The sequence below is a fragment of the Cohnella candidum genome (assembly GCF_003713065.1).
Taxonomy (GTDB): domain Bacteria; phylum Bacillota; class Bacilli; order Paenibacillales; family Paenibacillaceae; genus Cohnella; species Cohnella candidum.
The window spans coordinates 2,880,389-2,892,841 of record NZ_CP033433.1; the positions used below are offsets into that span (position 1 = coordinate 2,880,389).

9 protein-coding genes are annotated in these 12,453 nt (G+C 57.9%); 1 reads left to right on the plus strand and 8 read right to left on the minus strand.

The genetic code is table 11. The features are described 5' to 3' along the window. Positions 1 to 15: 15 nt before the first annotated feature. Both EAV92_RS13345 and EAV92_RS13350 read right to left on the minus strand, forming a co-directional pair. The gene (locus EAV92_RS13345) at positions 16 to 1,650 is read right to left on the minus strand and encodes a DUF4185 domain-containing protein (RefSeq protein ID WP_164472768.1); all 1,635 of its coding nucleotides are present in this window, start codon (positions 1,648 to 1,650) and stop codon (positions 16 to 18) included. A 29-nt stretch (positions 1,651 to 1,679) separates the two neighbouring features. Beyond that, complete coding sequence (locus EAV92_RS13350) at positions 1,680 to 2,111, minus strand: RbsD/FucU family protein (protein ID WP_123041557.1); 432 nt, start codon at positions 2,109 to 2,111, stop codon at positions 1,680 to 1,682. A gap of 176 nt (positions 2,112 to 2,287) precedes the next feature. Between EAV92_RS13350 and EAV92_RS13355 the strand changes: the two genes are divergently transcribed. After that, positions 2,288 to 3,175 (plus strand): AraC family transcriptional regulator, encoded by an 888-nt coding sequence (locus EAV92_RS13355; RefSeq protein ID WP_241158560.1) that lies wholly within the window; start codon positions 2,288 to 2,290, stop codon positions 3,173 to 3,175. A 57-nt stretch (positions 3,176 to 3,232) separates the two neighbouring features. On the opposite strand, the gene EAV92_RS13360 is transcribed toward EAV92_RS13355, so the two are convergent. The 6 genes from EAV92_RS13360 to EAV92_RS13385 all read right to left on the minus strand — a co-directional run bounded on the left by EAV92_RS13360 (position 3,233) and on the right by EAV92_RS13385 (position 12,449). Beyond that, positions 3,233 to 5,425, minus strand: coding sequence for a DUF4185 domain-containing protein (locus tag EAV92_RS13360; RefSeq protein WP_164472769.1), 2,193 nt, complete (start codon positions 5,423 to 5,425; stop codon positions 3,233 to 3,235). Between the two features lie 159 nt (positions 5,426 to 5,584). Continuing rightward, positions 5,585 to 5,947, minus strand: coding sequence for a cupin domain-containing protein (locus EAV92_RS13365; protein WP_123041560.1), 363 nt, complete (start codon positions 5,945 to 5,947; stop codon positions 5,585 to 5,587). A 21-nt stretch (positions 5,948 to 5,968) separates the two neighbouring features. Next, positions 5,969 to 7,051, minus strand: coding sequence for a Gfo/Idh/MocA family protein (locus EAV92_RS13370; RefSeq protein WP_123041561.1), 1,083 nt, complete (start codon positions 7,049 to 7,051; stop codon positions 5,969 to 5,971). A gap of 29 nt (positions 7,052 to 7,080) precedes the next feature. Then, positions 7,081 to 8,082, minus strand: a complete 1,002-nt coding sequence (locus EAV92_RS13375; protein WP_123041562.1) for a zinc-dependent alcohol dehydrogenase family protein — start codon at positions 8,080 to 8,082, stop codon at positions 7,081 to 7,083. A gap of 79 nt (positions 8,083 to 8,161) precedes the next feature. Next, positions 8,162 to 10,111, minus strand: a complete 1,950-nt coding sequence (locus EAV92_RS13380) for a DUF4185 domain-containing protein (RefSeq protein ID WP_206424217.1) — start codon at positions 10,109 to 10,111, stop codon at positions 8,162 to 8,164. 112 nt (positions 10,112 to 10,223) lie between these two features. Beyond that, a complete protein-coding gene (locus EAV92_RS13385; protein ID WP_123041563.1) occupies positions 10,224 to 12,449 on the minus strand; it encodes a DUF6259 domain-containing protein in 2,226 nt (741 codons plus the stop codon). Positions 12,450 to 12,453 lie beyond the last annotated feature (4 nt).

Sequence of the window (12,453 nt, forward strand, 5' to 3'; positions counted from 1 at the left end):
CTCCTTCGTTTATCGTCAAGAATAGTAGACTTCAAGCTCGCTGACGGACGTGAACGCTTCATCTCCGCCAGGTTTGCCGATAATCCTCACGCCGTCTCCGGCGATCTCGTCGAACGTGAACGTATAGGTTTGATCTTCCGCGCTCGCATTGGCCGGATAAGCCGGCGAGACTTTGGCGTTTTTCACGTCCACCCATTCGAAATTTTGCCGCACCTGAACCCGGACGTTTTCGAACCACCCTCCGGAGGACGAAGGAGTCCCGTTGGTGAACACGACTTTGTTCATCCGGTAAGATTTCGGCCAGACGTACCCCCACCAATCTTCGGGCTTCCGTTCGCCGTTAAAGCTGTCCACCGACTCGTCCTTTTTGCCGTCGTTCAGTTTGGCGTTCCCCCCATTGCCCATCGTTCTAGCGTAAGGGGCGACATCCGGGTCATAGGAAGGCAGTGCCAGATTGTCGTTGCTCTTCCGGTTGGTGGCTTTCGTTTTCTTATAAGGCGTCACTTTCATTTTGCGGAGCGAGAAATCGTAGTTTTTCACGCCTCCGACGAACGTGTTGGCGTTCAGCCACATTTCGCGGCCGTCTTCGTTGATGAACTTAGACGGGATGACCGTCGCGTAGCCGCCGTTCTTATCCTGCGTCCACGGATAATCCCCGAAGTCCGCCGAATAGAATCTTTTCCATGGGCCCCAAGGCTTCGGCGCCTCATAAAATTCGAACGTGAATTCGGTCCACGACGTGTATAAATAGCGGTCTAGCGGTTTGTCGTATACGATGCTGCCCTGCGAAATGACGGACATGTTGCCCAAACCGTCCGTCAGGCGGTCCGTATACACCCGGCGGTCGTCCTGCAGCACCGGCTTCCTCGAAGCGATATCGCCGGCTTTCGTCCATTTCGCCTTGCCCTTCAGATTCCCGGCGTAAAACTCCCAAGCCGACACGTCCTGGATTTTATCCTTCGGCATCCGGGCCAGGTACAGCTTGGTCGGGTCCGTCACTTTATCGTTAAACGAGTCCCGCCAGTTGTAATCCATTCCGTACGCGTAGACATAGTCGTCGAACGTGTTGTTCGCCCCGTCCTTGCCGTAATCCAAAAACATGACCGTCGTGAAGACATGGTCCTTGAACATCGGGGCGTTGGGCCCCACCTTCCAATTCTTCCCTTTGTCGGTGGACTTCAGGATGGTCGCGGCCGGCACCTCGTTGAAAATGTCCCCCGTTTTATCGTCCTTGCTCAGGTCCTGCACCGCCAGGTACAAATCGCCGTTCACGGAGACCATGCCCGTCGGTTTCCGGTTATACAGCGCCGGATCGGACCATACTTGGCTCACGCCGTCCCCCGCTGCCAATCTCTCTCCATCGAGGTTTTGGGTCCATGGAGAGCCGGTGATCTTGTTCACGACGATGTCGGAAAACTCGGATCCGAAATCGAAACCGGCGCCGTCCCCGTTCGCGGTATAGAGATTGTCGTCGTCGGACCAGGCGACCGGCCACAAATCCCCGTCGCTGAAGGTCGAGTAAGTGGAATTCGGCTCTACCTGCACGGTGGAGAAGAAGGTGCTCTCCTCTGGAATCACTTTGCCTTGCGGATCCGGCGAATCTTCGCCGCTGCAAGCTGTGACCAGCAGGATGCTTCCCAAAACCGACATGGCCGCCGCTTTCCCTCCTTTGATCCCCCTCATGAAGGGATGACGCCTTTGCGGATGATCAAGTTCGCGTAAAGCGCGCTTTCTCCGGTGGCGACGACGGCATACGCGTTCTTGACGCGGGCGTAAAATTCATGGCGTTCCATCTGCTCGAACGGCTTCTCCGAACCGGTCCGCGCCGCCGCGATCTCGCAGAAACGTTCCCAGATAGGCGTGTCCACCGGGTCTCCCGGGTCTACCTGCATGACGGCGAACGCCCGGTCCGATGAAGTATCCGCCGGAAACAGCGTCAGGATATCGTCCAGCAATTCCGGTATCGAATGGCCGTCGCAGCGGATCAGCCTCTGGGCGTGGCTCGCGGCGGGAAAATTGCCGTCCGCCAGCACGAGCTCGTCGCCGTGGCCCATTTCCATCAGCACTTTGATCAGTTCAGGAGAAATCCGTATGGGGATTCCGATCAACATCTGTCTTTCCTCCTTCATCCATTGCCGCGATTGCCATCCCGTTCTATAATTGAAATTGCTATCGCGCGATAAGCGTTTACATGATTGATCTTAACAAATTGTATGGGCCCCCGCTTTGCTCGGGCTTGTGATAATTTATCCGTTCTTGCGATATTGGAGGCGTTTCCGTGGACCGCATGACCGAACAACGCCGCAGCCTGCTCCGGCAATTTTCTCCCAATGTCCGGCTCGCATGGAACCATCGGGTTTCGGAGATGACATTGAAATCCAGGATCATTTTCGACTACGAGCTTCTCTATCTTGAAAAGGGCGAGCTGAGCGTGCGGATTGAACAGGAGTTCCATAAGCTCCATCCGGGAGACATCATTCTGTTCAAGCCGGGCAAGGAGCACGAATTCCTGGGTTCTAACGGGGAATGCTGGATGCCGCACATCCACTTCGACGTCCTGAACTACGAGGATTTCGAGGCCGTGCCGATCAACTTCAAAACCCGGCGGGAGTGCACGGAAGAAGAGGCGTCGCTCATCCGTCCCGACATTCTCGGCGCTGCCCTGAACTTTCCCGACGTGATCCGGATCGGCGGCCATGCCGAGATTCTCCACCATCTCCACCGGCTCATCCATGCCTATGACCGGATGGACCAGGAGTTCACGATTCTTCAGAAGTCGCTTGTGCTGCTCATTCTCCATCAATTGGCCAAAGGGTTGGAGGCGCAGCACAGCACCCACCTTACCCTGCATGAAAAAGCGCTCGAGCGGACGGTGACCTATATCGTCGAGCACTACAACCGGACGGTTCATCTGAGCGAGCTGTCCAAAATCGCCTGCCTCAGCGTCTTCCACTTCTCCCGGCTGTTTAAGGAGAAGTATGGGCTGTCGCCTCATCAATTCCAAATCCGCCGTCGAATCGAGAAGGCGAAAGAACTCATGATGTTCAGCCGGCTCTCCCTGACTTCGATCGCGGAGGAAGTCGGGTACGGCAGCGTATATGCGTTCAGCAAGGCGTTCAAACAGGCGGAAGGCGTCTCCCCCCGCGAATTCATCCGTGTATCATCCGGGCAATGAAGATCGTCAAAGCAAAGGCAGTCCCGTCATGGGGACTGCCTTCTTTGGCTTGCCTCTTTATTTCTGGCTCAAGCTTGCCACGTTCGAGAGCGGCTCGAGGCTGGAGATCGATTTCGCCACGAACAGCTTCGCCGTGTAACCCGAGTGGTTGCCCGGCATCATAAACCCTCCGGTGAACGTCTCCGTTGCCCCCGGACTGACCGACTGCGTCACCGCGGAAACGTTTTGCAGCTCGCCTTTCTTGTCGTATAACGCGAATACAAGCGTAACCGGCTCCGGAGAAGAAGTGTAGCTCTTGATGTCTGCGCTCACGAGTACCATGCCCTTCTTAGGAAGCTCGCTCAGCGCGTTGCCGGAAGCGTCCTTGAACGCCGCGTTCTGCACGGCGTAAGCCGGGCCGACCACCTTGACCGTACGCGTGACGGGAGCGGCAGCGTTGCCTTCCGTGTCGGTCACCCGATAGGTTAACGCATACGTTCCGACAAGAGACGCGTCCACGGTGCCCTCTCTCGCTATTTTCCGGGAAATATCGCCATCCAGATTGTCGCTGGCCGTCGCTCCAGGATCCTCGAACGTGCCGCCGAGCGGGATTTCAACGGACGCATCTCCCTTCAGAGTGATGACCGGCGGAACGGAGTCGACCGCCAGCAGACTGTAATCGTCCGCCTGAATCCAAGTGTCCCCGTTGGACCAGAAACCCGTGAACACGGTCACCGAAGTGTTGGGACCGGAATTGAAGCGGATCGATTCCTTGGTGTAATCGTCCAATCGGCCGTAATTCAGTTCCTTCATGATTTTCCCGTCCGGCGCCCGGACGCCGAAATAACCGGCGTTGTTATTCTGCGACGTCCGAAGGAACCCGGTCAGCTCGTAATCGGTATTCGGAGCGACCTGCACGGTTTGTTTGATCCCGTTCCAGCCGACGTCATTGCGCATGAATATGTTGTTCGCGCCTCCGCGCGAGAAGGCATGGTTCCGGTCCACGCCTCCTTTGCCGCTCTCCAGGATCCAGGGAGAAGAGATCGTACCGGATTGCTGGCTTTCGAACGAAGGGTCCGCGAGCAGGTTTTTCGCCGGCTCTCCGATCTCCAACGTGGAATGCATGAGGAACACATTATAGGGAACCCACTGGGACATCAGGAAATAAAGGTCTTTGCCTTTCAGACTCCAAGGATGGATGAAGGCGCCGTAGAGCGCGGGGTACTCGTCCCCTGTGGCGATTTCGGATTCGCCCGACCAGCCTCCCGTTATTTCGGAAGAGCTGCGGAGTACGATCGCGGCGCGGTCCTCGTTCAAATACGTCATGATGTACTTGCCGTAATAGGAATTGTAGGCGACCGACAGCTCGCCCACCGGATCGTCGATAACCCGAACCGCGGCGTCTTCGTTGTTCACGGCCCAAGACGTGCCGTTCCAGTATTCGTATTTCTCTTTCGTCAGGACGTCCGCTTCCGGAACCCTAGCCAGATAGGCGCCGTCGAATCGGCCCGCCGGCGTGCCGAACATGTAGACGTAACCGCCGTCCTTGAGGAAAGCCGCTTGCCCGAATTTGCTGCCCGGTCCCCATTTGACGCCCGACTTCGTCCAAGTCTGGCCCTCGTCGTCCGAATAGGCGATCTCGCTGAAATTGAGGTTCCACCTGCCGGCCGCGCCCCAGTTCCGGATCTGCATGTAATGGATAAAATGCCTGCTGCCGACGGATACGCCCGACGTCGGAATGGCCGTAAAATCGCCGGTTCCGTTCGTGTTGTGGTCCGAATGGATGATTTCCTTCGCGTAGTCCGGCGTCGCCGGGTCCGTGATCATGGTCGTGAATTTCAAATCGTCCGTGAGATCCTGGTCCTCCGACAGCGCCAGCACGTTGCCTCTCCAGCCCGTGCCGCCGCCTCCGTTGCCGCCCCAGCCGTCGAACGAGTCTCCGAACGCGACCATGACCTTCGGGTGGGCCGGATCCGTCGTCGCGTCCCAGACGATGCCGAGATCGGTACCGCCCAGCGCGTAGCGGCTTTTGGTCTGATTCGGGTTCGGAAGCGTCTCGCCCTCCGGCGTGGCCCCGGTTACCCTGGCGACTTTGGTCGCTTTCGTTCCGTAAAGTTCAAAAGATGAGGAATCCGGCTTGACCGGTTCCGCGGACGCGGGTACCGCCAGCGTTGCCGCGAGCAGCAAGCCGGTCAGGGCCGCGGCTGCCGCTTTCCGTTTCGGGTTCAAATTCGAATTCAGCTTCTCTTTCAGGTTCAAGTTCAGGTTCATGTCCATTCCTCCATCCTGATCTGCAATCGATTGCATGTACGCCGTCGATCAATACCCTCCAAACGTCTCGTTGACTTCGCCTAGATGAGCGTTCAATCAGCCGCCCTGCAGCAAACAGGACGAGAAATCACCCCCTTCAAAAAGACGCGGCGTCTTCCATTATTCGTCTTCACCGATCGTCTGCCGATCCGGCGCCGAATACGCGATGATCATGCGGCAAGGCTCCCAGCCGGTTACCGCCGCGTTGTGCGGGACGCCGCGGGGGATCCGGAGCATCATGCCCGGCGCGAGATGCACGATCTCGTCCCCGATGGAATGGTCGCATTCGCCGGACAGCACGAAAATATATTCCTCGCAGTTGGGGTGGTAGTGCCGCGGATTCGACTCACCCGCGTGAATGTACACCATGCCGAACGTCATTTCGCAATCGGGATCGATATCCTGTCCGCAGAGCCACTGGATTTTGCCCCAATCCATGCTCAATACATGCTTGCCTTCCCTTAAATCCGATACGGTCACCATGCCGCGGATTCACCCTTTCTTTCAACCATTGATCCTGCCGAGCGTCCCGGCCGGCGTATTCCGGTATCCCTCGAACAGCTTGACGATTTCGAGCGACGCTTCGAGCGAGCCTTTCTCCGGAGCCGTGCCGTTCAGCACGCATTCGCAGAAATACACGACCTCGGGAACATAGCCCAGATAGAAAATGTTTTTGTTGTACAACTGCCCGAGCGAAAATTCCGGTTCCCACACGAGAGGGGCTTCCTCATCCTTCACCAGGTAGGAGGAGGATCGACCGTATGCGGGGCGTTCCGCCCGGCGGTAATACGAAACCTTGACCCCGTTGTCGACCACGACGTTCGCGCCCTCGCCTACGACCTCCAATCGTTCGAGCGGACTGCTCCCGGACATGCCCGCGCACAAATGCATCGTGCCCACGGCGCCGGACATGAATTGAAGCACCGTCACGCTGCCGCCGTTATTCGGTTCCCGCTCGTAGAAGAAGCTGCGGATCGGCCCCATGAGATCATGCAGGATCGAGGCGGGATGGAAAATGTGGTCGAGCAGCCATTTCATACGCGGCAAATCCGACCTCTCCTCGAACGGAGGGAGGTCCTGCGGGTAACGGATATACACCGATGAGGGCCGTCCGAATTCGGGAGACGAGATGATCTGCTTCGCCTTCTCGATGGATGGGAAGAACACTTTCTTCATCCCCGTCATGACGAAACGTCCTGTTCTGCGGCTCGTCTTCATCAGCTGCTCCACTTCCCGCACGCTCGAAGCCGTCGGCTTCTCCATCCATACATGCGCTCCCGCTTCGAGGGCATCCAAGGCCAGCTCCGTCGCCTGCACCCTTCCGTCCGGATGGTAGGCCGTAACGATGAAGACGACGTCCGGCTTCTCATTCTTCAGCATCTCCCGATGGTCGGTATAGTGCCGCAGCGCACCGAATTGCCGGGCATACGCGGCTGCTCGGTCCCCGTCCGTATCGCAAATGGCCGCCAGGTCGACCGGCGCATACTGGAACGTCGGATAGACGTTGCGGAAAGAATGGCCCCCCGCTCCGATGAAACAGGCTTTCAGCTTGCGGTCGTACTCGAAATTGTAGGTAACCGTAGACACCCGATCTCCTTCTTTCCTTTAAGGAATGGCTAGTCCCGAATTTTGATCTGCACCTTCAGCAGCTCCGGATCCTTCGGCTTGGCCAGGAACGCCGGCGTTTCTTCCAGCGTGATCACTTTAGATACGAGAGGTTCCAACTGAACCCGGCCTGCCTTCACCCATTCGAACGCGTTCAGGAACGTATAGTTGATCGCCATGGAGCCGAGGATCGTCCAATCCTTATGATAAAGGTCAAACGGGTTGACCCGGATTTCCGCGTGTTTGGGGGTGACGCCGAACTGCAGGTACTTCGCCGTTTTGCCCAAGTGTGTCATGGCCTCTTCAATCACGGACGGAATGCCCGTGGCATCCACGACCACGTCGAATTTCTCTCCGTCGAGCCGCTGCCTTTCGCGGAGGACATTCACCGCGTCGGTGGCGCCCAGCTCTCTCGCCAGCTCCAGCTTGCGGTCCGAGACGTCCGCGACCGTCAGTCGCGAAGCCCCCAGACGGGACAGCGACTGCACCAACTGCAGCCCCATCGCCCCCGCTCCATACAGCAGAACGGATTGGCCGGCTTGCAACTGCAGTCGGTTCATGGCGTGCACGACGCAAGCCATCGGTTCGATGAACGCGGCGGTTTCGAAAGTCATGCCGTCCGGGATTTTCACGACGTTGCGGGCCGGCACGGCGACGTATTCGGCCATGCTTCCGTCCACGGTATTGCCGAGCGCGCCCCAATTCTCGCATTGGTTGCCCCGGTTCGTCAGGCAATAACGGCAGCGGCCGCAGAAGAGCGAGGGATCCGCGGTCACCCGGTCCCCGATCCGGAAGCCTTCCACTCCTTCTCCGAGTTCATGGACGACGCCCGAAAACTCATGCCCCGGAATAAGAGGGTAAGGAGATAAGAACTCCCCTTCGAAAATGTGAAAGTCGGTCCCGCATATTCCGACCTGAACGACTTCGATCACGACTTCCCCCTGACGGGGAGCGGGATAAGGAACTTCTTTAACGACCGCTTGATGCGGTTTTTCCATCACGAGCGCTTTCATGGTTGCGCACCTCTTCTTTCCTTAATGGCGATAAAACAACTTCCAAGGGGCTGCCCCCTCGGAAGTTGCTCGTTTCGTATCAGTTCTTCGTCAGGCTGAAATCGTCCGCTTGAATCCACGTATCTCCCGTGGCCCACATGCCGGCATAGATCTCGACGCTGTGGTTGTTGCCGGAATTGAACGTGACGGTCAGCTGCGTGTAATTGGGCAAACTCAGGAATTTGGTCTCGTTCAGAATCGGTCCGCCGTTCAGCAGCCTGGCCCCGAAATAACCGTCGTTGTTGTTCGCCGACGTTTTCACCCAAGCCGTCAGCGTATAATTGGCGTTCGGCTCCACGAACACTTCCTGTTTGATGGCGTTCCATCCGCTGTCATACCTGGCGAACGCATTGTTCGCGCCGGTATGCGCAAACCCGAGATTCCGGTCCACCCCGGCGTTGCCGTTCGCGTACCAGGGCGACGTCAAGCCGGACGTCGGCTGGGACTCGAACCCGGCATGACCGACGAGGTTGTTCCCTTTCGTCACGCTGACGTCGTCAACCTGCAGCCATGTATCGCCGTTCGCCCAGAGCCCGGCGTACAGCTCGACGACGGAATTGTTGCCGGAATTGAACGGTACGGTCAGCTCGGTGTAGCCCGGCAAATTCCCGAATTTCGTCTCGCCGATGACAGGTCCGTCGTTGACGAGCCTGGCCCCGAAGTAACCTTCCGTGTTGTTCGCCGACGTGCGGATCCAGCCCTTGAGCGTGTAATTCGTGTTGGGCTGGACGGCGATGCGCTGCTTGATCGCATTCCACCCGCTGCCGTTTCGGACGTAGCCATTATCCTGGCCCGTGCGGGCGAACCCGAGATTCCGGTCGATGCCTCCCTCGCCCGTCACATACCAAGGCGCCATGACCGGCGTCGCGGTCTGCGTCTCGAAGCTCGGGTCGGAGATGATGTTGTCGCCCAGCATATCGGCGGTAAGGGTCGCTTTCATCAAGTGCGTGTTGTAGTCCGGATACCAGGTCGACATGATGAAATAAAGATCGGGCCCGCTGTTCGACAACGGATGCATGAACGCGTTGTACTGACCCAAGCCGGTGAAGTTGCCGGGAACGAGAATCTTTTCCCCGCTCCAGGGACCGATCGGAGTCGGAGCGTCGCGTATGACGATCGCTTGGCGGTCCTCGTTTAAGTACGTCATCAGATAACGTTTGAAGTAGGTGTTGTAGGCGACGGACATTTCGCCGGCCACGCCGATCGCCACCGGGCTTGCAGAGGCTTGGTTCGCGTTCCAACCGTTGCCGTCCCAATAGCGGTAATCGCCGATGTTCAGCATTCCGTTCTCCGGAACGCGGGCGAGATACACGTCGCCGAACCGGCCATTGGGCGTGGCATACATGTACACGAACCCGCTGTCCTTGAGGAACGCCGCCATTTGGAATTTGTTGTCCCACGTCGTGGTGTTGTTGTTCCATCGCGCCGTGGACGACTTGGTCCATGTCTGTCCGTTGTCATCCGAATAGGCGATGCCGGAGTAGTTGGTATACCAACGTCCGGGATCGCCCCAATGGTTGACGGACATGTAATGGATGTAATGACGGGAACCGACCGTCACGCCGGCGGTCGGAATGACCGTCATTTCCACGTTATTGACCTTCTGGGAAGACAAAATTTCTTTGGCGTGGCCGGGCGTGTCTTGGATCATCGTGGAGAAAGAGAGGCCGTCCGCCAGGTTCGTGTCGGAAGAAATCGCGAGGACATTGCTTCTCGTCCAATTGCCCGCGGCGTTGTTCGTATCCCCGAAGGCCACGAAATATTGGCCGCCGCCTTTGTCCCACACGATGCCCAGATCGGTTCCGCCGACATCGTAGTTCGTATTCGTATGATTGGGGTTAGGCATCGTTTCCCCTGACGGGGTGGCGCCCGTGACGCGGGCGATCATGGAAGTTCCGACCGGGGTCAGGGCGGATGCGCTGCCGATGGCGAGCGATCCGAACGCCAAAGACATGACGAGAAACCCCGATAACAGTTTGTTCTTGTTCAATGCTGGCACCATCCTTTACCGTGGTTGGCTGCTTGCAGGATTGACCGAACCCGACTGCGCTGACTTACCGTTGTTTTTCGTCTCCCGCCCCCTTTCCTCGATGAGGCGCCCCTTACATCATTTCGAGCATCGCGACGCTTCTGGCCGGAATATGAAACTCGATCTGGCCGGCAGCCGGCTGCCGGACGTCGAGCATTTCCGCGGTATTCGAGCCTTCCCCGAACCATCGGCTTTCCAAGCGGCTCATTCCGTAATCCGCCGGATCCGTCACGAGACGAACCGTCTTGGTCTCACCGCTCACGTTGGCGAAGAACAAGCCGACGCTCTCGTCTTTGTACTGCCATGCGGAATGAATCACCGCGTTCACGGCAATCTCCCCGGCATCGTTATACTCCATCGTCTCTTTGCCATGGTTATAATGAAACCAATCCATGCGGATTCGTGGGCATTCGAAAGCAAGAGGGCGAAGCATTCGTCCATAAGCCCAATACTTATTGGCGTTGCCGACGCGCAGCCGGGCGAAAGTAGACAGGTATCGGGCCCGCGCTTCCGAAAAGACGTAACCCCTGGCTTCGAACGGATAATAATGCTCTTCCGCCGCGTTTTCCGAACCGTCCAGCGCCTCCATCGGGCTATACTCGTAATTGAGCTCATACAAACCGCCCCACAGGTAGGTGCGGGCTACCGTGAAATAGTAGAGGTTCCCGATTTCTTCGGTCAGCTTGCCCCAACCGTCCATGCGCAAAGCGCCGTACTCGTGATAGACATAAGCGAACATCGGAATCAGCTCGGCCTCGCCGGACTTGAGCAGATCGCGGATCGGGTAGCCTTCCAGCGGCGACGCGGGTTGACCTCCCGCCCTTGCCTGGTAGTAGTCGATCAGGTCGATCATCGTTTCGTTGATCATTTCCGTGCCCATCGGAACGTACCGGCCCGCGACTCCGATCATTGAGGCCTTCGTTTCGGCGTAGTTTCGGCGATACGCTTCCTCGATCGCACGTCCCGCTCCGACCGGATGGCCATGAGAATCGTCCATGCAGATTTTCAGGATGTTGTTCGCTGAGATGTCGTAATAGATAGAATCGACGTCGTCCGCACGCTGCAGCTCGGTATCTCGCCGAACATGGAATTCCTGCGTGTAGGGGTGGGCGGGACATAGGAACGGAAACGGATATCCGTCGATGCTTTTCTTGTTCTCCGGGAACTTCTGGGCGGCCGCCTTCCCCAGCTCCCCGTCCGCACCTTCGAAATGGTAGAGATAGTCGAACTCGAAAGGGGCGTATTTGTCCCCGTACTCCTTCATGCAGGCGATATTGTCCTTGTTGAACCGAGTCGGGAACCAGTCGTCGAACCCGCCGGGTACTCCCTTGTAGAACGTTTGCGGCGCGTTACTCCAGTCGGGGCCGAGAACGTGGAACATCGGGGTCCCGATGAACTCGTGGTATTTGCGCAGCCAGGCGGTTCTGTCCGACCCCGCGTTGATCCCGAACGTGGCGACTCCCATCTCCTCATGCAGCCAAGGGCAGCTTTCGTCCGGATTACGGTCCGTCAACTCACCGCGCGCGCACCATTTTTGCCGCGTTGCCCACGATTTGTAGCGGTCCGCCGCTTCATACCAATCGCTGCCTTCCAGCAGCGCGACTTGCACCGGATAGACGGGATAAATCCCTTTGCCCGGTCCCATGTCCTCGCAGCCGTGGATGAACGAAGCTTCCAGCAAATCGCGCCCGATCTTGTAGAAATTCAGCCATTTCGGATGACCTTCCCCGTCCATAGCGGCGAAATACAACCCGCCCTTGTTCAAACCGAAATAGGCGAAAAACTGCATCGAGGCGCCGGAGAAGCTTTCCGGGTACGGCATGAACCGGAACCCGGTTCCGTTCGTCACGAAATGTTTCATCGGATTGCGGACGAGGAATCCCGTCGCGAACGGGTGCGCGAGGTAATCGTCCTTGCCGTCCTCCGAGATCGCCGTCAGGTTCGGAAACACCGGATACTCCAGGCTGAGGAGCCGCTCCGTGGAACCGTTGTCGGCCGAACAGCGGAATTGCGCCTCGGATGCTTCCCGCGCGAGCGAAATCTCCGACCTTACGGTGATGCCGGACGCCGTCCGCCACGTCAGCATAACCGCATGGTCGCCGGATTCCGTCCGCTCTTCCCGCCATTCGAAAGCTTCGAACGATCCGTCGAAGCCTCCGTCCGTTTCCAGGCGAAACGGCTCGGCACCCTCCGAATTTTCCGAATACGCGATGCCCTTGCGCACGTCGCGAAGGCTGCGAATCGTGCCGTCGGCCTCGCTGAGTTCCAGCCGGATCCGTCCGTTATCAAGTACGATCATGCCG

Bases quoted from the DNA above. Each gene is read 5' to 3' on its own strand.
- EAV92_RS13385 (WP_123041563.1), bottom strand. From the start codon at position 12,449: ATGATCGTACTTGATAACGGACGGATCCGGCTGGAACTCAGCGAGGCC.
- EAV92_RS13360 (WP_164472769.1), bottom strand. From the start codon at position 5,425: ATGAACCTGAACTTGAACCTGAAAGAGAAGCTGAATTCGAATTTGAAC.
- EAV92_RS13345 (WP_164472768.1), bottom strand. From the start codon at position 1,650: ATGTCGGTTTTGGGAAGCATCCTGCTGGTCACAGCTTGCAGCGGCGAA.
- EAV92_RS13350 (WP_123041557.1), bottom strand. From the start codon at position 2,111: ATGTTGATCGGAATCCCCATACGGATTTCTCCTGAACTGATCAAAGTG.
- EAV92_RS13355 (WP_241158560.1), top strand. From the start codon at position 2,288: ATGACCGAACAACGCCGCAGCCTGCTCCGGCAATTTTCTCCCAATGTC.
- EAV92_RS13365 (WP_123041560.1), bottom strand. From the start codon at position 5,947: ATGGTGACCGTATCGGATTTAAGGGAAGGCAAGCATGTATTGAGCATG.
- EAV92_RS13375 (WP_123041562.1), bottom strand. From the start codon at position 8,082: ATGAAAGCGCTCGTGATGGAAAAACCGCATCAAGCGGTCGTTAAAGAA.